This window comes from Bradyrhizobium sp. B097 (genome assembly GCF_038957035.1).
In the GTDB taxonomy this organism is placed as follows: Bacteria; Pseudomonadota; Alphaproteobacteria; order Rhizobiales; family Xanthobacteraceae; genus Bradyrhizobium.
Window position 1 is genome coordinate 6929732 of record NZ_CP152412.1, and the last position, 23944, is coordinate 6953675.

The 23944-nt window shown below is 56.9% G+C and carries 17 protein-coding genes and 3 pseudogenes; 7 read left to right on the top strand and 13 right to left on the bottom strand.

The window, feature by feature from the left end:
- Positions 1–1047 precede the first annotated feature (1047 nt).
- Complete coding sequence (locus tag AAFG07_RS31900; RefSeq protein WP_342723694.1) at positions 1048–1608, top strand: type II toxin-antitoxin system prevent-host-death family antitoxin; 561 nt, start codon at positions 1048–1050, stop codon at positions 1606–1608.
- Entirely contained in the window at positions 1578–2000 is a 423-nt protein-coding gene (locus tag AAFG07_RS31905) for a hypothetical protein (RefSeq protein ID WP_342723695.1), read from the top strand. The genes AAFG07_RS31900 and AAFG07_RS31905 overlap by 31 nt, the downstream gene beginning before the upstream one ends.
- A gap of 400 nt (positions 2001–2400) precedes the next feature.
- Here the strand turns inward: AAFG07_RS31905 and AAFG07_RS31910 are convergent, their stop codons facing one another.
- The 4 genes from AAFG07_RS31910 to AAFG07_RS31925 form a co-directional block, all read right to left on the bottom strand.
- Positions 2401–2661, bottom strand: coding sequence for a hypothetical protein (locus AAFG07_RS31910; protein ID WP_342723696.1), 261 nt, complete (start codon positions 2659–2661; stop codon positions 2401–2403).
- 3 nt (positions 2662–2664) lie between these two features.
- The gene (locus AAFG07_RS31915) at positions 2665–3609 is read right to left on the bottom strand and encodes a class I SAM-dependent methyltransferase (protein ID WP_342723697.1); all 945 of its coding nucleotides are present in this window, start codon (positions 3607–3609) and stop codon (positions 2665–2667) included.
- Between the two features lie 18 nt (positions 3610–3627).
- Positions 3628–4980 carry a radical SAM protein gene (locus tag AAFG07_RS31920; RefSeq protein WP_342723698.1) on the bottom strand — a complete coding sequence of 451 codons (1353 nt, stop codon included), beginning with the start codon at positions 4978–4980 and terminating at the stop codon, positions 3628–3630.
- 602 nt (positions 4981–5582) lie between these two features.
- On the bottom strand, positions 5583–6314 hold the full coding sequence (locus AAFG07_RS31925) for a sulfite exporter TauE/SafE family protein (RefSeq protein WP_342723699.1): 732 nt from the start codon (positions 6312–6314) through the stop codon (positions 5583–5585).
- Positions 6315–6994: 680 nt separating this feature from the next.
- Here AAFG07_RS31925 and AAFG07_RS31930 point away from each other — a divergent pair.
- The 3 genes from AAFG07_RS31930 to AAFG07_RS31940 all read left to right on the top strand — a co-directional run bounded on the left by AAFG07_RS31930 (position 6995) and on the right by AAFG07_RS31940 (position 11973).
- Positions 6995–7690 (top strand): hypothetical protein, encoded by a 696-nt coding sequence (locus tag AAFG07_RS31930; RefSeq protein WP_342723700.1) that lies wholly within the window; start codon positions 6995–6997, stop codon positions 7688–7690.
- Between the two features lie 2135 nt (positions 7691–9825).
- Entirely contained in the window at positions 9826–11280 is a 1455-nt protein-coding gene (locus tag AAFG07_RS31935) for a carbohydrate porin (protein ID WP_342723701.1), read from the top strand.
- A 456-nt stretch (positions 11281–11736) separates the two neighbouring features.
- Entirely contained in the window at positions 11737–11973 is a 237-nt protein-coding gene (locus AAFG07_RS31940; RefSeq protein WP_342723702.1) for a transposase, read from the top strand.
- A gap of 577 nt (positions 11974–12550) precedes the next feature.
- On the opposite strand, the pseudogene AAFG07_RS31945 reads toward AAFG07_RS31940, so the two are convergent.
- From AAFG07_RS31945 to hypF, 7 genes and pseudogenes are all read right to left on the bottom strand, one after another.
- Positions 12551–12815, bottom strand: a pseudogene (locus AAFG07_RS31945) (transposase); the annotation flags it as partial.
- Between the two features lie 244 nt (positions 12816–13059).
- Positions 13060–14337: an amino acid permease gene (locus AAFG07_RS31950; protein ID WP_342723703.1), complete on the bottom strand. Its 1278-nt coding sequence runs from the start codon at positions 14335–14337 to the stop codon at positions 13060–13062.
- Between the two features lie 31 nt (positions 14338–14368).
- Positions 14369–15391 carry a hydrogenase expression/formation protein HypE gene (gene hypE / locus AAFG07_RS31955; RefSeq protein ID WP_342723704.1) on the bottom strand — a complete coding sequence of 341 codons (1023 nt, stop codon included), beginning with the start codon at positions 15389–15391 and terminating at the stop codon, positions 14369–14371.
- Positions 15388–16356, bottom strand: a complete 969-nt coding sequence (gene speB / locus AAFG07_RS31960; RefSeq protein WP_342723705.1) for an agmatinase — start codon at positions 16354–16356, stop codon at positions 15388–15390. The genes hypE and speB overlap by 4 nt, the downstream gene beginning before the upstream one ends.
- Positions 16353–16937: an isochorismatase family cysteine hydrolase gene (locus AAFG07_RS31965; protein WP_342723706.1), complete on the bottom strand. Its 585-nt coding sequence runs from the start codon at positions 16935–16937 to the stop codon at positions 16353–16355. The genes speB and AAFG07_RS31965 overlap by 4 nt, the downstream gene beginning before the upstream one ends.
- Before the next feature lie 12 nt (positions 16938–16949).
- Positions 16950–18062 (bottom strand): arginine 2,3-aminomutase, encoded by a 1113-nt coding sequence (blsG, locus tag AAFG07_RS31970; protein WP_342723707.1) that lies wholly within the window; start codon positions 18060–18062, stop codon positions 16950–16952.
- A gap of 211 nt (positions 18063–18273) precedes the next feature.
- Entirely contained in the window at positions 18274–20706 is a 2433-nt protein-coding gene (gene hypF / locus AAFG07_RS31975) for a carbamoyltransferase HypF (protein ID WP_342723708.1), read from the bottom strand.
- Positions 20707–21124: 418 nt separating this feature from the next.
- Between hypF and AAFG07_RS31980 the strand changes: the two genes are divergently transcribed.
- Positions 21125–21556 carry a transposase gene (locus AAFG07_RS31980; protein WP_342729301.1) on the top strand — a complete coding sequence of 144 codons (432 nt, stop codon included), beginning with the start codon at positions 21125–21127 and terminating at the stop codon, positions 21554–21556.
- 455 nt (positions 21557–22011) lie between these two features.
- Here the strand turns inward: AAFG07_RS31980 and AAFG07_RS31985 are convergent.
- Positions 22012–22410 (bottom strand): annotated as a pseudogene (locus AAFG07_RS31985) (IS6 family transposase); the annotation flags it as partial.
- Positions 22403–22652: pseudogene (locus AAFG07_RS31990) on the bottom strand (transposase); the annotation flags it as partial. The pseudogenes AAFG07_RS31990 and AAFG07_RS31985, both read right to left, overlap by 8 nt.
- A gap of 468 nt (positions 22653–23120) precedes the next feature.
- Here AAFG07_RS31990 and AAFG07_RS31995 point away from each other — a divergent pair.
- A complete protein-coding gene (locus AAFG07_RS31995) occupies positions 23121–23684 on the top strand; it encodes a hypothetical protein (RefSeq protein WP_342723709.1) in 564 nt (187 codons plus the stop codon).
- Positions 23685–23944: the final 260 nt, after the last annotated feature.

The following is a 23944-nucleotide window of genomic DNA, read 5'->3' on the forward strand; positions in this document are numbered from 1 at the left end:
TAAACGAGTGATCGGACGAAGCGCCCCGGGCCGCTACCCGTTCGCGCAGATGGTACGCCTCAAGGGAGCAGTGGAACTGCCCGTCTGGCCGAATGCTGTTCTTTCATTAAGTCGCGGAAGTCATCGAGGAGCATTTCATAAGGATCGATATTGGTTGGGATATCAAACTTGAAGTGTCACTTGGACCGCGTACCGAGTTCTTTAGCGCGTTCTTTCCAAACACCAAGGAGAGAAGCGAATGGATGACAAGCCGGGCCGTATGCTCATGGAACACCAGTTCCAAGCGCGTGGGCAACCTCGTTGAGGTTGAGGGCGCGAGCGTCCGCAGAAAACGCCTGAAGGTGGAGGTTCAAATTCGGTCCAAGTACCGAGGGAAAGCGGATCGGAATAAGGATGCCTCTTGTGCCGACGGCCAGGCTAACGCCTGGCATTTTAAGGGTCCGTCTTCGTAACCGGCAGCCAATCGGATCGACAATCGCGCGGAGTGCCCGTTCTATCTGCGGAAGGAGAATATCTACGGCTTTGACGAAGGTCGCCTTGCACGAGAGCGCAGGTATCCTCGAGCAGCCAATTCGGCCCCAGGCGGCGAAATGTTGGTCTGCCGAAGCGATAGCAATCCAGCTGTTTGCAGAAATTCCGCTCCTCCATCCCCCGATGGCTGACTGCATGGTCTTGCGCCGCAAGTCGTATGGCAATTGAAATGAGTGCTGATGGCACGCAGGAGAAGTTCTAGCCTCGATCGCGAGGATCAGCGCGCCGCAGCCGGGGGATGTCAGCCGTTTCGGGTTCCGGCGCATTGTTGCCGGACAGGTGGATCAAAATCTCTTCGGTGAACGTCGCAGAATTCGCTTCGCCACACATGTCTTGGTCCGCCGAAACGCCAGTCAAATAAGTCCCAACCGTCGAACGCCGCTTAACAAGGTTGAGTTCGATCCATCGGGAGCGCGAGCTTCAAAGCCAAGTGATTTCAATACATTGTCGGAATTTCCTTGATCGATCAGAAAAGATACGTATCTTATGGAAACAACGGATTATCAGGATAATTCCATGTCAGTGGTCAGTTCTGCGGAATTCTCACGAAACCTCGGCCTCTATCAGGACAAGGCGTTGGCCGAGCCCGTGACCATTACGAAGAACGGCCGCGAACGGTTGGTGCTGCTTTCGGTCGATGAATATCAGCGTCTAAAAAGCCAGGCCGAGCGTGACGCTAGGGCGCCGCATCCGGAGCGCTCAAGGAGCCGCTGCTTGAATGTTGAAGCTTTAACCAAGGCCTTCAGGGAAGCGTTCAAGCGTTACGCGGGCGCTGTAGATGCGGCGTTTGTGTATGGCTCCTTCGCCATGGGAACTGAGGTCGCGCAAAGCGACATTGATCTCATGGTGATTGGCGACGATCTCAGGCTGTCTGACCTCTATACAACCGCGCAGGATGTCGGGTTAAGACTGGGCCGGAAGGTCAGCCCCACATTTCTCGCACCCGATGAGTGGCGCCGGAAGTCATCGCAGAAAGGGTCATTTGTTCAGAAACTCAATGATCGACCCAAGATTTTCATTGTCGGTTCGGAGAAGGATTTAAAGGCATGGGCAAGCAAGAACTCGACAACCTCGTGAAGATCAAGAAGCTTAAAGCGGAGCCTCCATCTCGCTCAGAGTATGACGGTATGCTGGCCGCAGCGCGGATAGGCTTGACCGACGCCCAAAAGGATCTCGATCCCGACAGCAAGTTTACGCTTGCCTATGGTGCTGCGCATCGGTTGGCTTTGGCGGCGTTACGGCGTGACGGTTATCGCTCCGAAGATCGGATTTCAGTGCTCCAAACGCTTGTTCATACCATCGGCGCCAGTGCCGCTGACGTTCAAATCTTCCTCAAAGCGCATAACGAGCGCAATCTTGCAGAGTATCAGGGACGGGTTGATATCGACGAGAAGGTGCTCGCTGATCTCATTCGTTGTACGAAGACTTTGGAGGCAGCCATCGCGAAGCTCGCGCCTCCCGAAGAATAGCGCGGCTCAACCGTTCCGCCGTAACTTCGCGTTTCGCAAGCCTGAAGCGCCGCGATGCTTTCGGACTTTACGTGGATGCTCAGACGAGACCGCTTGTTCTTCTTCCCGCAGCCTGTGAACACGTGCCCTGATCTCGTCGGATGTGCCAATCTCACAAACGGCGGCAAATCGCGCTGCAAACTCGCGCCGAATGTCGAAGCGGCTCGTTCGACCGCAACAGGACGAGCGGACCGGAAGTAGTCTCAGCCGGCACGATGCATCTACCCTTCTTTACTCGGTTCATCGCGACGTGCCGGACCGCGCCCCCAAACCACTGGGCGCCAATCTGGAGAGGCGAGATTCCGAGATACAGCGTACGCATCTGGTGCAGGCCGCAGCCTCGGCTGGATTGTTCTGACGGTCAGCGCTCAAGCAACTCTGGATTTTGTCCAGTCAATTCATAAATTTGGATGAGCTCGATGAGGCGTTCGATGCTGACGTCGGTGAACGCCGGGACACCGCCTTCGCCAAGGCCATAGACCCATATGGCTCCGTCCTCGAACTCCACTTCATGGGCGACGTCGCGCAGCCAATCTTCGTCTTCGCCGAGGTCCCCCGCAACCTCGGTGGCTGTCGTGATGAGACCGAGACGTTTTTCGGCGGCCAATGAGAACCCTTTCAAGCATCACTCAGCTCGAATGCTCAAGCGCTTCGGCGGTGTGAAGTATCGATATTTGCCGGTAAGTGTTCCATTTACGAACTGCAGGCCATGATCGCCATAGATCATATCCTCACGTACGTAGCCGTCAGCTATGGCCTCTTGATTGTTGCCGCCGACTGTCTTGCGGGAAGTCGTCACTTCATGGCTGGCTGGCGGCGAGCCGAGCATTTCAATTATCACATCGCGTGGCGTGCCCAGCTTCAAGGTATCAAACTGTTTGGCAGGAATCGTCCCGGCTGTCTTGATGGATTCGACAATCATTCGGGGGAGATCTTCAGATCCAACGGGGTTACGAACCACAACTTTCTCGATGCAGTGTGAATGGATTGGAATGCCAGGGTGAGAGTCCCACTTAATGTAATGATCGGAGCGCAAGATCTCCCAACCGGCTTCGGTGTAGATGGCCTCCAGCTCTCCGCGCGAGAACGATTTCTTGTGACCAGATGTCACCCCCTCCTTGGGGATAGGATGGTCTGGTCGATCGAGCGTGTTGGTGAAGCAGTGAAATCCTCCAGGCCGCGTCCGATCGATTAAGGTCGTGACGAGCGGCTTCCAGACGGTCCGTTCCGTGAAATGCAACACGGAATGCGCTATAAAGACGTCAAGGTAGGCAGGCGGCTGGACGTCTTCAACACGAGCCACATCGCTCGTTATGTTCACGCCAAGATCGCCTGCGAGCCGATTCAGCTTGGAGATGGCGGCTTCGGAGATGTCGGTCGCGATCACTTGATGATCAAAATGCGCCAAATAGAGCGCATTGCGCCCCTCGCCGCAACCCACCTCGACAACCACGCTCTTCGCACGGAGAGCCGGTGCTATCTCGAAGATTTCGGGGCTGGGACCACCCATACACGAGACGTAGGGGTTGTCGTAGCCTGAATCCCACCAAAAAGGGGAATGCTTCGCCATTTCTTGCCATACAGCACCTCACGTTGCCTGATATTGCTCTTCGAGGGCCGCCATCGTGTCCGAGTAAAATATTCGCGCCATAGTGCTCGAATATTTGAATCCCGCATGAGTCAGTTGATAAGTATCACCGTCTGCCAAGTCGACGAGTTGCAGACATTCAAGCGCCTTGAACTCTTCGCCGAAATCGACCGCCAGTTCGCGTCTGAATACTGAAGCGTAGTTCCTTTTGCTGAGAGCCGACAACGTGAGGCCGAGCAAGACGTAGCGACGCGCAAGATCTTCCGGCGTCAGTTTGATTCCATGCGATGCTATCGCGTCGGGATCGAAGGGGCGCGCCGAGAAAGCGTCGATGTTGGGCGAAGCCGCACGCCAGTCGACGGCATCGCCCGCGCTATAGTGATATGGCCCAAAATAGCTTCTGGCGCCAACTCCCAATCCTAGCAGGGGTGTTCCCTCAAAATCCGAGGCCTCTTGCCGGTAGGCTCGCTCGCCTGCGATCTTGGTGAAACGCGTGAAGGATTCCTGACGGTAATGTTTAGACGCCATCAGAGCAACGTTCTGGTCGTAGACCTCATACTTTTCCGCTTCAGAGAAGAATAGTTCGGGATTGTGCGCCTTCGAGGTCATGATGTTTGTCATCGGACGAACAACAACAGGGTAAAGAGAGAGTGTCTGCGGCTCATAGTCGAGCGCGCGGCCAAGCGAAAAGATCCAGGAATCACGGGTTTGACCACGCAGGCCGTAGATCAGATCAAGGTTGACGTTGGAAAAGCGGTCCATGAGCGCTTTGATCCCCGCTTGTGCTGTCTCGACCGCATATGGTCGACCGGTTTGGACAAGCTCGCCGGGCACCATGCTCTGGATACCTATACTCATTCGGTTGACGCCAAGGGCCCTCAAGCAATCTAGAAGGTTGTTGTCGAAGGTGTCTGGCGCGCTCTCGACGGTAATCTCACATTTCCGGCTTCGTTTTGGAAATGCGGCATCGAGGGCGGCGAAAAGCCTGCCGAATTGATGCTGAGTCAGCAAGGTCGGCGTGCCGCCGCCGAAATAGACACTTACAATCTCTCGATCTCCGAAGTATTGTCCATATCGCGCGATGTGCTCCAGCAGTCGAACAACATAAGATTCCCTCGTCTCCGGTTTTTGCCCCGTTGCAAGAAAGAGCGTGCAGTAAGTGCAGCGATAGCGGCAGAACGGGATATGGATATAGATGTTGATTTGCTTAGAGCGGCCAGCATGCTCAACGACATCAGTTATGCGCAGTGGCTGCGGAAAAGCCCGATACGCTCGCTTGGAAGGATAACCATAGACGTAGGTTGGCAGCTCCTTTCTCGTGATAGCTGTCCGAAGAAATTTCAGACAATCCAAGTCCTACCTCGTTGATTGCCAAAGCTGACGAATGCACCGCAGTCCGCGCGGCGTTTTCATCACCAATGTTGTTCAAGTCCAGTCCTGCGGCTCATGTGTAAGAAACCGGACGCCCGCAGAATAACTACAGCAGACTGCCACCTCGAGAATTCCGCCAATTGCTCCTATCAGCATCCAGGACCAGCTTCCCGAAGTTGCAGATGCTTCTCCAGCAGTGAGAAGGTCACGCCATAAGCTGATATATCGCTCTTCGTTGCTGCCTCCTTCTCAATGAGAGAATCGATCAGTGGTGCCGGTCGGCAGCTCCCGCCGTCGGGCAGCAAGAGACACTCAAGAGTCGTGCCAACTGCGCGGAAGGAGCGCCCGTAAAAGCAGTCCTGCATTTTATTCAACGACTTAACCGCGAGCGGGGCAGCCCGTCGGTCGAATATCATGGGTCGGGCACGGCTAACTGAAAGTGACCTGCCACTGAACTTTTCATTCACTAGCAGTTAGGGTCTCGGGGTGTTGCAGCGAGACCGAAGCTTGGACGACCCCAGGGCGCCGGGAGGCGAGACACAAGAAAGCTCCGATGCAGCCACGCCCGAGCTTTGCGCACTTCATTACCGAAGCAACAACCTGACGCCTGCAAACAGCATGATAGCCGCAAGGACATATCGGGTGGCCCGATCCGACATCCAGCGCAGCCCGATGAAGGTCCCCAGCATGGCTCCAAGAATTGCACTGCTTGCATAGAAGGCAACATCCGGATTCACTGACTGACCGGACAACAGCATGCCGGCCAGCGCGAGCACCGAATTGCTGAGGATGAACGGTGGGGAGAGTCCGGCGGCCTGCCTCGGAGACGCCCAACCAAGCGCCACGATCAACGGGGCAAGAAATACACCACCACCTATCCCCGTCAATCCGGAGAGCAAGCCCGTGACAGCGCCTACTGGCGCAGCGCGAGCAAGCCGCACCTGACGCCGCTTGGCGTTGTCAAGATCACGTTTGACCAGCATCAAGACGGAGGCCGCAATCAGCAGGGTGCCGGTCATGATGTAGTAGAGCGAGCCGCCGGGCACGAACAGGCCGCCGATAAAGGCGGCCAACATTGACGGGATCGCGATCCGCCAAAGCAGGCTCCACGCTATCCTTCCATGTCGATGCAGTCGCCAAGTCGCATAGCTGGCGGCAAAAACATTTAAAACAAGTGCGGTCGGCCGCATCTGCTCGGCGGGAAGTCCTGCAAAGGCCATCACTGCGAGAAAAGCAGCACCTCCGACTTGACCGGCGATTGAGTAGAATAGTGAGATAAAGCCGATCAATAAGGTGACGAGCAACGTGAACTGCATGGTTTGTAAGTGCTGACGAGGAATTCAAGAGAAAGAAGGACCATTCCGGCAGCTTGCTGTCGGGCATGTAACGCTGCTGACGAGGGGTGCCTGATCGGGGCGCCGCGTCCGGGAGGCAATGAGCCGACGTCCGCCGCTGATCGATCCAGACGCCTAGTCATTCGATCCCAGGGAGGGGACAACGCCTTACAAACCTCTGTCAATATCACGAGGCCGACCTCGTCCACCCGCCTCTTGCAAGATGTTGGCCTTGCAAGATGTTGGCCAATGAGATCCTTGGCATTTGAACGTGAGACACGGACGCCACTTCGGTTTCGGATTCAGGTAATGAGATTCAACTTCTATGCCGTCCGGAAGCTTCCTCGAGGAAGATCGGGGCGTATGACCTTGCATGATGTTCGATCGCCGACCAGCGTTTGTCGACAACCGGACACTCAGGACGTTGTCTTTATGCTGGACTATTGCGCCGCTCTGCCCGACCGACCGGACCGATCTCACCACGGTCTTGGCGCACGACGTCATTTGCCCGGACTGTCCGCATCGACCCAGCGAGTTGCTCATCACGATCCTGATGGCGGGTCCTGCCAAAAGCTCGATGTGTCCCAACCTTCGGCTATCGAATGGTTTATTCGATCTGCCCCTGCCAAGACTCCTTGAATCAAATTTAGCGGCGAAAAAGATTGACCATCCAACAATTGCCGAATCTCGCCTGGAAGGACAGGTTGATCAATTACCCGTTGCGTGGGCTCTTCCAGCGCAGAACGCTGGCGAGACGGCAGCGGCGCGCGCAAGCGGCCCCTGCCGTGCGCCGGGGACGGAGCCTCTTCCACGGTTTTCAAGAGATGAGACGCGCGAAGTTCCGCTCGGCAGGCGTGTCCGCGGCTGCGGATGACATGGACCGTCCTGCCCATCGGTCACGCTTCGCCCACCCGAATGGCTACCCGGTATGGCAATCGTCGGCGTTGAAGCACCTCGAGGACCCGCGCCAGCGCTTCCGGATCGACGTGTGCATCCACTCGGATGCGTCACCGGTTGCCAAGATCAATCTCGATCAACCCAATATGCGCAGCCACCACGGAGTGCACTCGGCCGTCACTCGCAAGCAGATGCTTCTGAGTTTCCTCTCATTCGGTAGCTGCGATCTGCACCGGCGCAAGATGGTACAGCCTGCTCTGATGTCCGCGCCTGCCAACGCCAGGCAAACACGAGGCCGGCCGCTACTGCGTTGCGACGCGCAACCTCCGTCACCTTCGCGCCCGGCGCCAACATCTCTCGACAATCCACGCCTTGTCATCTTGCGACCAGCGCCGCCGCCGCTCCAGCCCACCCAAAACCTCGACCCGCATCGCCTGATGACCTTAAAGCTAGTGACTTAAGGTCTCGCGCTTCGCGCATGTCCACGTGTCGCGCAAGACGGCAGCCGTCAGATACATACGATACAGCAGTGCTGTGATAACATGATCTTTCAGACATGAGCTCAAAACTGCCGGGGGTTAATTGAGAAGAATGGTGCAGCGGATTCCGCCGTTCAGTGCCTCGACCATGCGGAATGGGTCCTGCGCGACCTGTTCCAGAGTGCTCTCGAATGATGGTGAACACCTGGGCGAACGTGCCCTTGGAGACACGGGCGCCCGTAGAAGTTTTACCGCCACAAGCCGCTTTGCGAAACTACGGTCCACTCCCTCGAGCGCGACTGAAGATTCGGCCACGCCTGTAGCCGTCTGAGACCTCAAGGCTCGCCTGTCTTTGGTTCTGCGATCACTGGCGCGCCTCCGACGGAGACGGGTCCCTGTGGTTTGGACTGCCCGACGCGTTTCTTGGCTGGGCTCGAAACAGCTTGGGCTGGGGACGAAGGAGGGACGGAAGGCGCAGAGGGGATGGGTATTAGATTCTGCAGGGAATCGATCCGCGAACTCAGCGCGGTGACCTGATCCAAGATCACCTTGAGGTCCTGCCGCTGGGCATCGAACCGGCGGTTGAGCTCTGCCATCTCATCGCCAGCCTTCTGCTGCGCCCACTTTATTTCGGAGAGGGATGCCCTGTCCTCCGGTGACAGGCCCATCGTTGGAGGGACTTCCCGGGCTACCGGCGTCGCGACAAACTCTCCGAGGTTGGCCCAAAAATAGGCGCCAGCGGCACACGAGCCGAGGAGGGCGGATGGGAGCACCAAAACCCAGAGAATGCGTCTTGGCGGTCTGTGCAAGAGCGGCCGCAAGTCCGGAGCGGCCGCTTGATCAATCATCTCCATCGTCCCTCACCCAACTTCCCCTGTTCCGATCGGCTTGTTTCGTTGACGCTGGAGCTTGTGACGCTCACGCATTCCTGGGGCATCGACCGTCGACAATATCATTCTTCACAACCTCGCCCGATCGTGTGCCCCATCGGCTTGATGAAGCGGTTCCCATGAGGCGCCCTTTTTGAGCAACACAAAGAGACATTTTGCTCGGGCTCCAGCACCATGGCGCCACCAGCGAGCAATCGTTCTCATCTTCGTTGGCGATGGCGGCATTTTTGTATCATCGGATCCTTGCAGAATCTTACCTTGCCGGCGCTCGAATGCGAACTGGCCGCGGCTTCCCGGAGTGTCTTCGCGATGAAGCCCGCCTTGCGGCTTTGCCGAGACCTGCGACGTCGTCGAACCGTTGCACGTGGTCAACTACCAATCTCGGCAGATTGATCGAGATGGCGGGTACGTGGCAAGCGCGATTAACGAAAGCCGCGCATGTCAAGGGACTCCGAATGCAGGACAGATTTGGCCGGACCAGCCGAGCCGATGGATTTACCAACTGCTCGTCCGCCCCCACCAAAGCCCGCTGGGAGGCAACTTTCTCTGTTCTCCCGGGCAACCATGATTGACGTTGTGGTGCGATCGCCGGGCGCACAGGCTCCAAGGCTTTCTGGCCTTCGAGCCTATCGACTGTCTCGTCTTTCGGCGACACCAAGGAGGCTTCATGAAGCCACGTCTCGTGGCCGGCGACGCTTGCTTTCTGGTAGCTGCCATTTCGCCGAGAAAGACGCCTTCGATCAAGGTACGCGGCACCGCGAGACTGCTGCGACCCACAGTGAAGCAAGGTCGTCGTTTGCAACGTCGTGGCGGCGAGGAAAGCCGAGGCTCCGCATGGTCGCCGCCAACATCTCGCCGAGCCAGCGCGCCGCTCGCATGATGCACAGAGCAAGATGCAACGAGATCATGCTCGCGCCTGCCAGTGACGAGGTTTGGCAAGGCAAAGCGGACCTCGCTGGATCGAGGGATCTTCCGCTGTAGGGCGGCCCCTTCGCCCCCTGACGCAAAAAGTTGGGAGTCCGCTCTGGGCCAATCAGAGCGGAGTGCAGTCCATTCATGGCTAGCAGACACGGACCGAAGTACACTATGCATGACCGCTTTCTTGCGACGACATCGCCTCGGATAGGCTCGGCTGCGCCGGCACCTTCATTCAACTTTCGACCAACCGGGAAGCGACGTGAGCTTGCGATCGCGCTTTCGCTAGCAGTTTGTCTGGTCGGCAATTCCGTGCTGGCACAAACAGCTAACGAACCTGATCCCAAGAGCGGTACTGCGGATCGGGCCAACAAACGAAGAATTCAAAGGGCTTCCGATCCGGCCACAAAGGTCCGAATCGCCATGATCAGTCAGGCAATCCGCTCTGGTGCCTGGGCGCCAGCAGTAAGTCCCGGCATGTCTCTCGACAAGCGCGACAGCGCGGATCGGGCTGCTCAGGCGGGAACGCAAAAGACGATCGAGCCCTTCGCAAGGTATGAAAATCTGCGTGAAAAAGGGTTGTGGCTCAACATACCTGGCCCTGCCGACACGATTGATCAGGACAAGCACGGCATCAGATCTGCGCTGGCAGACGTCGGCATCGGCTATATCGGCTGGACACACAACACATTTGCAGACAACCAGCTGCCGAATGCAGCCAGAAGCAGCATCGCCAACCAGCTCTATTTGGGCCAGAATCCGACGTTTGCTACGGCGAACTTCATGATCGTCACCTACGATCTCAGCCGATTTGGCGTCCCCGATGGCCAGATCGTCGTGGGAGCCGAGCAGCAATACTGGACATGGAAGCGCCCTGGGCCAGATCGAGTTGGACTGAATACGCTCGCCTACTATCAAACTTTCTTCGACAGGAAGCTCGAACTCAAACTTGGCTATCTCAGAAATCAAAACGAGTTCACCGGCACATTGTTCGGAGGGATCTCAGGATCAAACATGTTTGCCTTGTTGCAAGCAGGCATGAGCAGCAACCCCGCGCCCACGCCCGCGGTCAACTTGAAGTACAATCTTGATGATCGCTTGTACAACAAAGTTTCCGTGCAGCGCTCGATCAGCCCAGATGGTCCCTATGCGCAGATAACCGAGAATCCATCCGGCTTGAACTGGAGCACGGCCAACGCGGGCATTCTTTTCGTTGATGAACTCGGCTACAAGAGCAAGGCTGCTGCCGGCGTACCCGACACGTGGCTGCGGGCGGGCATCGGCTTCAACAGCAGTCACTACAAGAATTTGGCGGATCCGGATCAGCAAAGGGAGAGTGGGAATAATTTTTATTACATCGCAGCTGACAGGCAGCTCTGGCAGAGTGACGTTGAGGGGGCGCCATCTCGCGGCATCTACGGCGGATTCTCCGTCATGGGAGCTCCGCCTGATCTGAACAGGATCAGCCGGTATTACGAGCTTCGTCTTTATGCGAAGGGACCTTTTGATAGTCGGCCCAGTGATCTGATCGCTCTCGTTGCCACCAACACGGCGTGGAGCAAGTTTGCAGTGGATGCGGCCTTGGCCAAAGGGCAGCTTGCGCATCGCGATACCATGGCAATCACGGGAACATATACCGCGCATCTCGCTCCGGGGATATATGCAAGCGTCGGCTTGTCATACATTCATAACCCGACGAGCGTCACACACACGCCCCAAACGGAACATGCCCTCAATCTGCTGGTCTCTACGTTGATATTCTTCTGACTCATCGAGAATGCTTACCAATTTCGGCCCGGGACTGCCGCTGCTGTGAATTGCCTGCCGATCGCGGCGACGATTGGCGAGACCGGCCGCGCAGCGATGTCCGCGGCGCATGCTGGTACCGCCGCGACGGACGTCACAATGCTCGCAGTCACAAGAGACAGGTTCTTCATTCGAGCTTCGGTCGTTTGGACGCCCCCCCCTTGAGGCGTGCCTGTCGTCCTCGCCTGGACCGATCCATCGGGCATCTCGACCGGAGCCTTAAGCCACCGTTCAATGTAGAGCCGGATCCAGTCAGCTTTCGTGTGTCGATAGACCGCGCGCATCAAGAGTTCATGAGTAAGCGGCAAAGAGACCCCGTCTAGCGGAGTGGGTGAGCGATCGGCTATCGGCTGTTGAGTTTGTGAGCCGATGTGAGCTTCTATGTCTGAGCCTAGTTCTGGAACTAGAACCTTCCATATGATCGAGGCGGTCGCCGACCGTCTCGAAGGAGCACCGCGGCAGCTTCGCCGACGCTGGTCGGACGAGTTCAAGGCGCAAGTCGTGACAGAGGCGTTGGAGCCCGGCGCGAGCGTATCCAACTCCGGCTCCAGACACCGTTTGACCACCATCTGGGCAATACGGTCTGCGACCGTCGGTATGCCAAGAGGGACGAACCCCACCGTCGGCCTTAGGAATCTCGACCCGCCGCACTGACCATCGACGCCCGCCGCCTTTCCCTTCTTCTTCACAAGCTTATAGGCCTCCCACACCATCCGCTTGGTGATGGGCAACGGTTTGCCGGAATTCACCGTACTCCTCCCGGTATTCCCGGTTGGCGCAGTGACGCCAGCAGGATAACGCAACCCCTTTGCTCCGCGGCCATTACAGCCGCTTCGTCACTATTACGGGTTGCTCCGCCCCTGACGCATTGCGTCAGGTTCCCACGTTCCGTGTTGAAGCCTGTGACGAGATCATGCCGCCTATGCACCGGCTGCCGCGTGGGCCGTAACCAGGCTCCGCCCACACTCCTCCGGGCACCATTACCCCGCGCCCGTTTTGACAGCGTCTTGAACCCATTTCGATACGTCATCAGCGGTTCGCTTGCGCTCATCTTCTTGTCACTTACCTGACGGTTTCATTCACCGCCTTTTCCTCGTCGCTCACCACCGCGCCTTTTTGAACGCGGCAGCATGAGGTGGCTTGAAGCCTGCCCCCAGGCCGGCTCCGGGAGGCCAAACTCCCATCTTCAACGCAGCATCACCGGCGTCGCCGCCGGTGTTCGTGGCACACGGAAATATGGATCATGGACCCAGCGCTCGCACACCCCCTCATCGGACAGGCCGTAAATGTGCTTGAGCAGCAGCAGCCCGATCATGAAGCGGGTCGCGATGCCCGGCCGACCATTCTCGCTATGGAGCGGCGATCTCGCCGTCGATCCAGTCCCAATCGAGCTTGCCGGCGAGCTGAACCAGCTCGTGCTTCATATTGATGATCTGGTCCAGCCTGGCCCGGAACAGATCGCCCGATCCCGTCGTACTGTGCTTCTTCGGTCGCATCGCCACCTCCGGTGCGACGACGGAAGCATAACTGGCGATTCGACGGAATCCTGAAACTGAATTTGCAAGGTTCCGACGCCCGACGCATCAAAACCCTGCAATCGCAAAACAGTCTTCAGCGACAAATGCGATTCCAGCTCAGTCGCTTAGACGCTCTTCACGGACGACTACGCGGGCACGCGAGAACACAGCGCGTGCGGCAGCATCCGACGAATGCAATAGACCTGCAATCTGCCCGGGTGGATCAGTTTTCAGCCGGCCTTGATAATTGCGCGGCGGGCCGTCGACCAAACTGCAATCCGAGGACGAATGATGTCAACGGAAGCACGACACGCCAGCGGCAAAACCAGAATACGACGAGGCACGAGAGCAGAGAGACAAGCGCCGCCCACCATACACCGCCACCCTTCGGAAAGCGCTTAACGGCTGCGGCCATAGTCAGCGAGTAAGCGAAAACAAACACCGTACTTGGCCATTTGATCAACTCACCAATTTCGACTCCGCTGATTCCGATGAATAAATAGGTAGCACCGAATAGCACCTGGACTAATAACAGCGCATTGAGTGGCGTCTTGCCTCTAGCGCTCAGCTTCCCTACAGATTTTGGCAGCGAACCATTTCGCGCCTGTGCGTAGAGCATGCGCGAGTACCCGGCGATATTGATGTGGAGAGCGGCAAAGGCGACAAGACACGCTAGTGTGGTTATCGCTGCTATGCCCGGCTTTCCCATCGTCCTTTCAATAAGCAGTGGAAATGCCATCACGCCGTCACTTTGCTGATATGCGCCTGTACCGATAGTCACGTACGCAAACGCGCCATATATGATTGACACAACGACTGCGGCGACGACCATGCTCACGCGCACGTCGCGGCGTGGATCCCTAAATTCTTCAACCAGAGGCGCGACCATTTCCCAGCCCACGAAGGAAAAGAAAATAGGCACCATCGCCTCTCCCACCGCTTCCCAACCGCGCGGCGCAAACGGTGTTAGCGAATCGTGGTGTAGTAATGGCCAAGCGGCAATCACTGTCAAAATCATCAGCGCAACGACAACCCCAACGATGGCCATTTGCAAACGACTCGCCGCGGCAAGTCCGCGACCGTTCAAAAGCGTCGAAAACGTGGTTGCGCCGACAGCTAGCCACAGCGCAGCCTGACCGCTCCAACCGCCGAGGTGCGCAGCGTACTGCGTGCCTATCACCGCAACTATCGGAATGCCGATTGGGATAGCCCCCAGAAAGGTCCAACCTAGAGCCGTACCGCAGCGAATCCCAAACGCACTTGAGACATAGTCGATAACGCCCCCGGCCGTTGGATTTCGTATCGCGAATTCGCTTAGCGTCCACACGATCGGAAACGAAAGCATGGCGACAAGCGCCCAGGAGACTAGGGCTGCTGGGCCCGCCTCTTGAGCGGTTACGGCCGGGAGGGCCAGTACACTGATGCCGACCACCGCGCTGATTGTTAAGATAGTCCCCTGGACGCGGCCGATTGTACGCTTTAACTGGGGTACTCTTTCCATCCCGGTCGCCTTATCACCACGTTTCTCCAGATCAACACAAGCGAGGGAGCTCGGCGCCCTCTAGTTCATCTAGAACCTTGATGGCGCCGATCGCATCTGCCAACCTTACTTGAGCTCCTCGAGAACTACTGAATATTTCTCCCACGATTGCCGCGTGTCGGCCGTATTTGTTTCTCCTCAGATGCTGACACACTTCGCCGGCTCTAGCTGGCTCGACGAAAATTGCAAGGCAACCTTCGTTTGCGAGATGTAGAGGGTTAACGCCTAGCATGTCACTAGCCATTACGGTCTCATGTTGAAGGGGTAGGTCAGCTTCGTTTAGGCGAACCTCGAAACCACCGTGAAACGCATACTCGTGCATCACGGCTGCGAGCCCTCCCCGGGTTGCATCTCGGATTGAGCGCACCGTTCCAGTTGGGAACGCTTCCAACAACTCTGATACCATCCCACTTAGCGGCGCACAGTCGCTCAGAACGCGGTTCTCGAAGCCCAACCCCTCCCTCAAGGATAACAGGTGCACAGCGTGATTCCCGAGTCGGCCAGTCACGATAATTCGGTCACCTACGCGCACCGAGGCCATACGCAGCGGCGTGCGTCGGAACACACCCAAGCCCGTTGTATTAAGGAACACGCCATCGGCATCTCCGCGCCGGACCACCTTCGTATCACCGGCGACGATGCGCACGCCTGCCTCCCTCGCCGCATCGCGTACCGATGCGAATATCTTCTTCAGCTTGGCACGCGGGAATCCTTCTTCAACAATTGTCGCCAACGTAAGAGCTAGTGGGATGGCTCCGACGACGGCAAGGTCGTTGACCGTTCCGCAGACAGCAATTCTGCCAATATCACCATTTCCAAAGATGACTGGATCGACCACAAACGAATCTGTCGTCATTGCGAGTTCTTGACCATCGACCGTCAAGAGTGCGCTATCCTCCAGTTCCCCGACATATGTTTCCTCGAGCGTGCCGATGATATCCCCGATCAATAATCGGCTGAGCTTCGCGCCCGTACCGTGATCAAGAACCACGACCTCATCTGGATTCGGATTCAAGGTGCATCCTTTCGTGGCGGAGCAAGTGTCAGCAGACAGAGTAGCTCAAAAAGCAAGTGTGCCGCGACCAAGCTAGTCTGTTGGCCGACATCAAACGGCGGGCTCACTTCGACTACGTCAGCTCCCACGATCGTCAGCCCACGTAATTCGCGCAGCAGACGAAGGCAAAATTTCACGTCCAGTCCTCCGATTTCTGGAGTGCCTGTGCCAGGACAGTATGTGGCATCGATGCCATCGATATCGAATGACACATATACTGGCAAATCGCCGACAACCTTCCGGATGTGCCTTGCCACAGCTTCCGCGCCGAGCGCTTCCGCTTCCTCGGAGAAGAAAAGAGTGAGCCCCTGCCCACGTGCAAAATCGTATTCCTGAATGCCATAGGTTGTCCCTCGAAGGCCTATCTGGAAAAACGCTGGGGGTGAGACCAGTCGCTCCTCAATGGCGCGCCTGAATACGGTGCCATGGTTGTAGCGCGAACCCAAGAATTCGTCTTCCGTGTCCGAATGAGCATCTAAATGCACTACGGCATAGGGGACCGCGTCAGATTTTCCACGTAGCACCGCGAGAGAAATTAGGTGATCTCCGCCGATGGCGAGCACGCGCGACCCGCGGCGCCTCCAGCGGCTCACCTCATCTTCAATGGCGCTCATCGAGGCGGCGAAATCAAGAGGATTCACGGCAACGTCGCCGCCATCCGCCACAATGATCTGCGAAAATGGGGATATGCCGTACGCTGGGTGAAATGGCCGCAGCATCGTCGAGGCGTCGCGTATGGCGCGCGGGCCAAAGCGGCTGCCCGGCCGAACCGTTGAGCCGTTGTCGAACGGCACGCCAATAATCACAACATCAGGCGGAGCAGTTGCGCTGGCCTGTTCAAGCTTCATGAACGTGGGCAACCCTGCATATTTTGGTAGTACATTGCCAGAAGGTGGAAGCGCGTGGGACATGATCTGATTCTTCATGCAACCTTGATGACCTTACGTGTGAACGACTCCCCCCTATTCAATTGATCAATGATATCATTCATTGGCTGAATGGTTGCGCAGTAGGAGCCGAGCCAAGCAATCGCTCGGTCAACATCTTCCTGACGCGTCGAAACAACTCCATCGGGAGGGACGATTACGTTGTAACCGCGAAAAAACGCGTCAGCAGCTGTCGTTTGCACGCAAATTTGCGCCTGCATACCAGTGAGGATCAATGTGCCGACGCCATGCAGCCGCAGCTGATCGTCAAGATCTGTTTCGAAAAACCCGCTGTCGCGGGGCTTTGGGACCACAATATCTCGAGCATCGAGTACGTCTGCCAAAATATCAGCGCCAGGAGTGCCTTTCTGAGCGGGAAGAAATTCCCCAAACCATTCGACGCTTGGATCGGCAGGATCGCAGACGAGCTGAAGGTGGAAGACGTGAACGCCATGCGACCTGACGTTGCACAAGAACTGTACCATGCGTGGCAAGAACTCATACACGGCACGCTCCCGCGCTCCATGTTTTCGAACGAGATCATACTGGAGGTCGTTTGTGAGCACAGCGACGTTATGCATTTGACTGCTCCGTTACACGTGTCGGATATCCATTGTCTGGCCGAGATAGTTGGTCACTCGATAGCCGTTGTCGGTGGAACTCGCGTACTCTTCGGTCAACGGAATCTTTCCGAGACGCGTCGTCAGAACGTACTTAGGTGAAGAAAATCCTGTAGAGTACCCGAGTAGGGCACGCATGATTTCGCGGCCTTTTGCAATCGTCGTCATGAAATGCGAGACCCCCGCTACATTGTCACAGTGGAATAAGTAGTACGGCCGCACACGAATTGTTTGAAGCCCAGTCATCAACGCGCGGATCGCGTCGATGTTGTCGTTGATGCCCTTTAGCAAGACGGTTTGATTCTGAACTGGAATACCGTGCGATAAAAGTCGATCACATGCAGCTGCAGCATCCTGGGTGATTTCCTTCGGGTGGTTGAAATGGGTCTGGAACCATATGGGGTGATAACGTGAGAGCATTTGACAAAACTCTTTAGTGATCCGCATCGGCAGAAACACCGGGTACCGACTTCCGACGCGGATAATTTCGACGTGACGTATGGACCTTAGCCGTTTGAGGATCTCCTCAAGCCGGCGATCTCCATAAGTTAATGGATCGCCGCCAGAAAGAATGATGTCACGGATTTCAGTATGCGATTCGATATAGGCGTAGTCCTGCTCGAATGACGCACCCTCCGCTTCCCCAAAATACGATCCTTTGAGATCGCTAGTGTGGTACTTTCGGGTACAGTGCCGACAATATACCGGACAAACCGAGGTGATGAGAAATAGTGCTCTATCTGGATACTTGTGAATGATCCGATTCGTTTTTCGGTAATAGGTGTCGCCGACTGGATCAACTTCAGCATCTGGGAATGGGGCCATCTCAGCGCCAGCCGGAACGGCCTGTAAGCGAATGGGGCACCGCGGATCCACTGGATCCATCAGAGATGCGTAGTACGGTGTAATGCGCCATTGGTATTTTCCCTTTATGTTGTCGATGGCCTTTCTCTCATCGGGCGTTATCTTGATCCAGGACTCAAGCTGGTTCGCGGTCCTAATGCAGCGCTGCATTTGCCAAGTCCAATCGTTCCATTCCGGGCGATTCCGGTACGCGTCGGCATCTACGCTCTCATCATTGAGCATTGCTCGTCCTTTCCGAACACCGCGATGGCTGTGCAAACCGATATTGCACCGGTGATAAGTCCCTCGACCACTCCGTGGTGATCATTATCGAGCGCAATGAATAGGAGAGAGAGACGCAATTGCTTGCGCGAGCTTCTCACGGATCCTTTGCGCTTGTTCTAAGGTATAGCCGTGGAATTCGATCGTCATATGGAGAACTCCTGGAGATGGCTCACTTCACATTGACGGTAGCATCAGCCGACGCCTGGAGCGTCAAGTGACGTCGCAACGCGACAGCCACCTGCCCTACCGCAATCCCCCCATCGTTCGGTGGAAACACACTGTGCCGATAGACAGCAAATCCGGCGTCACGCAAGGCGTGGAGTACATTCACTGCAAGGAATTCATTGCAGAAAACGCCACCACTAAGGACGATTGCGTTGAACGCATGCAGTTGCCTTAGCAATTTGCACATCTGGATCACCATTTCTACAAGCGTGGAATGGAAGCGCCTTGAGATATCGGCAGCCGGCCGGTGCCCCAGCACCTCATGTGCGATGGCGCGTATCATCGCGCGGTAGTCAAATCGGAGGACCCCTGCGGTGTCCTCGAACACTACAGGATATGGCTCTGTCATCTCGAAATCGCGGCGCAGGAGTCCCTCGAGCTCAATCGGCCCCTGCGCTTCATACTCCGCGCGATATGCAATACCGCCGAGTGCGGCGACACCGTCGAACAGACGCCCCATGCTCGTACACAATGGAGAGTGGACATCTTTGCAGTACATCGCTGTTAACACTCGGAGTTCATCAGGCGTGAACTCAGCGATAACTGGTAGCGCGGCGCAGGCAGACAGATCGCCTTCGTACGCGTCTAACAATAGTGCAAGCGCCGTGCGCCGCGGCTCTCGTACCGCTCGGTCGCCTCCCAGTAAGCGGAGGGACCGGATCGATCCGACCTGTCTAACTGCGCACAGATCTCCCACCAAAAATTCTGCGCCCCAGATGCTACCGTCTTCGCCGAGACCTGCGCCGTCGAAGATCACGCCGAGTGCAGGCCCCTCGATCCGGTTTTCAGTCATGCAGCACGCCATATGCGCGTGATGATGTTGAACTTGAACCAGGGCGCGCCCGGATTCTTGCAAAGCCATTTGCGTCGAACGAAAATTTGGATGTAGATCGCACGCGACTATTTGTGGCGCCGACTTCAGCAATCGAGTTAGATGTTTTTGAAGCGTATAGTGGCTTCCGAGAGTTTCGTCGTTTTTTAGATCGCCGATGTGTTGGCTGACGATGATTTGGCCGCGCGCATATATCGCAAGGGCTGTCTTGAGCTCCGCCCCCAGGGCTAATACTGTCGGCGCGGTGTCGGTCACGCCGTGAAGATCGAATGCATATGGGGCGTAGCCACGCCCGCGCCGGAGGAATAATAGCTCGTTCTGATTGTCCTTATCGGCTGGAAGCCTGCGCAAAACTGAGTCGTCCACGCGAACTTCGATATCACGATTGTGCGTGAGTATTAGATCGGCGACCACCGGCAACTCTGCCAGAGCGGTCGCGTTGTCAATAACAATTGGGCGACCAGAGATATTCCCGCTCGTAGCCACGACTATTGGCGGCGCACCACGATCAAACATAAGATGATGCAACGGCGTGGAAGGCAGCATAATGCCAAGCGTTGAATTATTCGGGGCAATGTTGTCAGGAAGTGGGGAATTTGGATGCCTGGGCATCAGTACAATCGGACTGGCCCAGTGGTCTAACAGTCTGGCTTCGTCAGGCGCGATGATAGCGTGGCGCCTTGCAGTTTCGAGATCGGCCGCCATTAGTGCAAACGGCTTTAAATCGCGGCGCTTGCGGCGTCGAAGTTCGGCCACAGCCGTCGCGTTCCCTGCGTCCACGACCAGATGGAATCCTCCTGCCCCTTTGACTGCTACGATCCTTCCGGCGTTGAGGGCATCGACAACCGCCACCAATGGATCACCAGCAACGACCTGACCTCCTCGGTCGTACAAGGTGAGCCTTGGACCGCATTTCGCACATGCGTTCGGCTGCGCGTGGTAGCGACGATCTGCTACGAGTTCATATTCCGCGCGGCACTGCGGACACTGTTCAAACCCGGACATGGTGGTGACGCGCCGGTCGTACGGCAGGTCACGAATAATTGAAAAGCGCGGCCCACAGTTCACGCAATTGATGAAAGGATATCCGTAACGCCGATCGCTAGGAGTGCGCATCTCTGCGAGACACTCTTTGCATGGCGCGACATCGGGCGAGATCGTGAGACGGCGCTCGTCCATCTGTTCGCTATGGGCCACCTCGAAACTGTCGCAACTCGGGTCCGGGCTAGACGCCATTACCGAAATGCGATCAATTCTGGCCAGATTGGGGGCTTTGTCCTGCAAAGTAGCAACGAATTGCGCAACAAGCGCATGGGAACAGCCATGCAGCAGAATGTCGACTGAAGCGCTGCAGTTTCGGACAAAGCCCCGCAGACCCAGACTCCGCGCTTGGCGAACGACGAAAGGGCGAAACCCCACGCCCTGTACCAAGCCAAAGACCTGTAGTTGCCAGCTAAGCGGCGGGTCTACGTTATCTTCGGACCTGATGTGAACGCTTTCCCGGTCGAGCGGGGTGGTCTCTTCGATAGAACGCGGTGTTACCATCCGCCGGCCCTCGCACCACGAGTAAGAAAGTCATCGGCTACGGAAATCGAGGCTCGGATCTGCGTCGATATTGCACGCATGAAAATAGCAGACCGGTAGTGTGTGCAGCTGTGTCGCCCTCTTTCGTTTGATTGTTGTTCATCGGCATTCCTGGTTTTCCCTGGTCCGCGAACTGGAGTTGAAGCGGTGAAGAGTCGCGCAACATACCTGCCCGTGTACAGCGTGGACACTGACGGTACACCTCACCTTTATCCGACTGAATTGCTATCAGGTAAGTCAACCGGGCCGCACCTACCGAGATCGGTAGGCTCGGCCATTCACATGCTGTTGCCCCGGGTATCCGATTGGCGGAAGAACCACTTGCATAACCAGCCGGCCGCGATCACCCGCCCTCTCATCCTGGTCGAACCGGCATGGGCTGGCGGTCGCCGGCAGGGTCACGCATGCCAATGGCACCGCCGAACGCCGGGCTTCGGAGACCATGCTGAAGGCGAGACGCAAAGCCGCAGGCCGCCGTATCACGGCTGGTGAGGGCAAGGCATACGATACGGCCGACCATGTCGCCAATCTTCGTGCCATCGGCGTGACGCCGCATGTGACACAGAACCAAGCCGTCACCAAAACCGGCAAGAACCGCAGCAGCGCCATCGACGAACGAACCACGCGGCATCCGGGGTACGGCATGTCGCAATCACGCCGGGCAATGGTCGAGTGCATCTTCGGATGGGGCAAGCAGCATGGGACCATGCGCAAGACCAAACATCGTGGCATCGCCCGCGTTGCCGCCGACTTCCTGCTCAATCTGATCGCCTACAACCTGATCCGCATTCCCAAACTGCTTGCCGCTTAGTCTAGCAACCCGCGTCACGGCGCACCCAGCACAAGGTTAGAAAATTACATCCAACTCCACTGCGCCGCCCCAACAACCACCGGCGAGAATGCGAAAACTCGCCATTTAAGGTTTTTCAGCAAACTGTTAGATCAAATAGGTATAGTTCTGAGTTGCTGCGAAGAGGCAATACTACTCGCGCTAGCTTTCGAGAAGCTGACGGACCTCGCTACAGTTCCCATCCAAAAAACGGAAAGCGGTCCGTACGGCCGCTTGCCTCTACACCGAGAAGTCGACCGTTCTTAGTCTCGAGCTCGGTGTCGATCCCGATAGGCAACAGTCCGTTTCCACGTGAGGGTCGTAGGCAGAACCGCCCAGGTAAAGGTTGTCCGTTTCGATCTTTTGCCCAAACGCTCATCTTTGCAGAACGGGAAGAAACAGGCTTCTCAAGGCCTCGTCGTCGAATCTGTCGCTCGCCGCGTCGGCTGATGAGAATTCTCGGCCCGATTGTTGAGAGCTTTGTGCTGGCGATGTTCGACGTGAAAGCCCATCTTCGCCCTCGCAGCGCCGTACGAACGGAGCTTGTCCGTGATCATCACGCGCGGCGGCGTGCCGGCGGATTTCAAGAGCTTCTTCATGAGCCGCTGCGCAGCGCGCGAGTCTCTTCGGCGCCGGATCAAGACGTCGAGAACGAAGCCATTCTGGTCGACAGCGCGCCAGAGCCAATGTTGTTCGCCCGCGATCGAGATAACGACTTCGTCCAGATGCCATTTGTCACCGCGGGCGGGAGCGCGCTGGCGGATCCGATCGGAGAACGCCTTGCCGAATTTCCGTCCCCACTGGCGCACGGTTTCATAGGTCACGCCAATGCCACGCGATGAAGCCGATCATATCGCTTCCTTCACGAAGGAGGCTGCGGCCTTTTTTAGGATGTCCCGATCTGGCCATGGCCCGGAAGAGCCTGCACCGGGTCGGAGCCGAACTCCTTCACCCACTTGCGCAGAACATTCTCGTGAACGTCCAGGTCGCGGCCGGCTTGCGCCACCGACACCCGACGTTCCCTGACCAACTTGACTGCTTCGACCTTGAACTCTCGGCTGAACTTCCGTCGTCCCATTGCCCACCTCCGGCTCCATGAAACACCCAATTTTGGTGTCCATCAAACCGGCAGCAGCTCAACCAGCTCAATTATCGACTAGAGCGGCGACTGCTCTTATTCCATCTGCGAGGTGCTCCAAACCCTGAGAGCCGGCGTGTGAGGTTGGCACCGGCCAGATTTCTCCAGGACTTCTGCACTTCCATCCAACGGCTTTTTGGAGCGGGCAAAATATCAAGCATTTTTTCGGCGTGGGCGCTCTCCGTTTGGGTTGAGCTGGTTCGATATGCCTACGTTAGTCCAGTATCGGCAAAAGCGGACCGCGAGGCTCCTACCAGAATTGCTGGGTATCCCATATCAACGTGCTCGCTCAGCATACTGCTGGACCACCAATGTCTTGCGCCTTAGTCAACTACTGAGCTTGGTTATTGATGGAGAGGACAGACGCATGGCAGTCGTACCCGATGAACCTTCGGGGAGTCGACTCGCATGAAGAACGTCCTGCTGGGCGCAGTAGCCCTGATCGCGCTGACCGCTCCTGCCTCTTCCGCAGATCTGCCCGCGCGGCCTTACGCCAAAGCGCCGCCAATCGTCAGTCCGATCTTTGATTGGACTGGCGTCTACATCGGCATCAACGGCGGCGGTGGCTCCGCGCATCAGTGCTGGGACGTAGTCAACGCCGCCGGCTTGGTCTCCGCTCCACCCCGTGGGATGGGTTGCCACGATGCAACCGGCGGCACGTTCGACGGCCAAATCGGCTACCGCTGGCAAATCGCCAACTCGGTGTTTGGCCTGGAGGCGCAGGGTAACTGGGCCGATTTCAAGGGCTCCAACGCCAACCTCGCTTTCGTCGGTGTCCAGGATGAAACCATGATCGACGCCCTCGGCCTGTTCACGGGCCAGGTTGGCTACGCTTGGAACAACATGCTGCTCTATGTGAAAGGTGACGCTGCAGTCGTCCGCGACAAATACCATGTCTACGATTTCGCGTCTGGCCTGAACGTCGACAACGGCAGCGAAGCCCGATGGGGCGGCGCCGGTTCTAGGAGGTGACTAAGCCCCGATATAGGTTTCTGATTTCTGGGATAGGCATCTTGCACCGCGGTTTTGAACCTCCTCCGAACTGATGGACACCTGTAGTAGGCTCGAAGAGCCAGGAGGTGTCAGATGGAAGGGCGTCAACATCGGTCGTTTACAGCCAACTGCAAGCGGCTGATCTGGGGTTGCATCGGGTAGCCGCTCGATCGGATCGGCGGCCAAGGAACTTGGTCCCGGGACGCCAACTGTAGACGGCTGGAAGAAAATGAAGGTTA

Coding starts and splice junctions, on each gene's coding strand:
- AAFG07_RS31925 (WP_342723699.1), bottom strand. CDS start 6,314: ATGCAGTTCACGTTGCTCGTCACCTTATTGATCGGCTTTATCTCACTA.
- AAFG07_RS31940 (WP_342723702.1), top strand. CDS start 11,737: ATGATCGAGGCGGTCGCCGACCGTCTCGAAGGAGCACCGCGGCAGCTT.
- speB (WP_342723705.1), bottom strand. CDS start 16,356: ATGAAGAATCAGATCATGTCCCACGCGCTTCCACCTTCTGGCAATGTA.
- AAFG07_RS31950 (WP_342723703.1), bottom strand. CDS start 14,337: ATGGAAAGAGTACCCCAGTTAAAGCGTACAATCGGCCGCGTCCAGGGG.
- hypF (WP_342723708.1), bottom strand. CDS start 20,706: ATGGTAACACCGCGTTCTATCGAAGAGACCACCCCGCTCGACCGGGAA.
- AAFG07_RS31900 (WP_342723694.1), top strand. CDS start 1,048: ATGTCAGTGGTCAGTTCTGCGGAATTCTCACGAAACCTCGGCCTCTAT.
- blsG (WP_342723707.1), bottom strand. CDS start 18,062: ATGCTCAATGATGAGAGCGTAGATGCCGACGCGTACCGGAATCGCCCG.
- AAFG07_RS31915 (WP_342723697.1), bottom strand. CDS start 3,609: ATGGCGAAGCATTCCCCTTTTTGGTGGGATTCAGGCTACGACAACCCC.
- AAFG07_RS31905 (WP_342723695.1), top strand. CDS start 1,578: ATGGGCAAGCAAGAACTCGACAACCTCGTGAAGATCAAGAAGCTTAAA.
- AAFG07_RS31995 (WP_342723709.1), top strand. CDS start 23,121: ATGAAGAACGTCCTGCTGGGCGCAGTAGCCCTGATCGCGCTGACCGCT.
- AAFG07_RS31965 (WP_342723706.1), bottom strand. CDS start 16,937: ATGCATAACGTCGCTGTGCTCACAAACGACCTCCAGTATGATCTCGTT.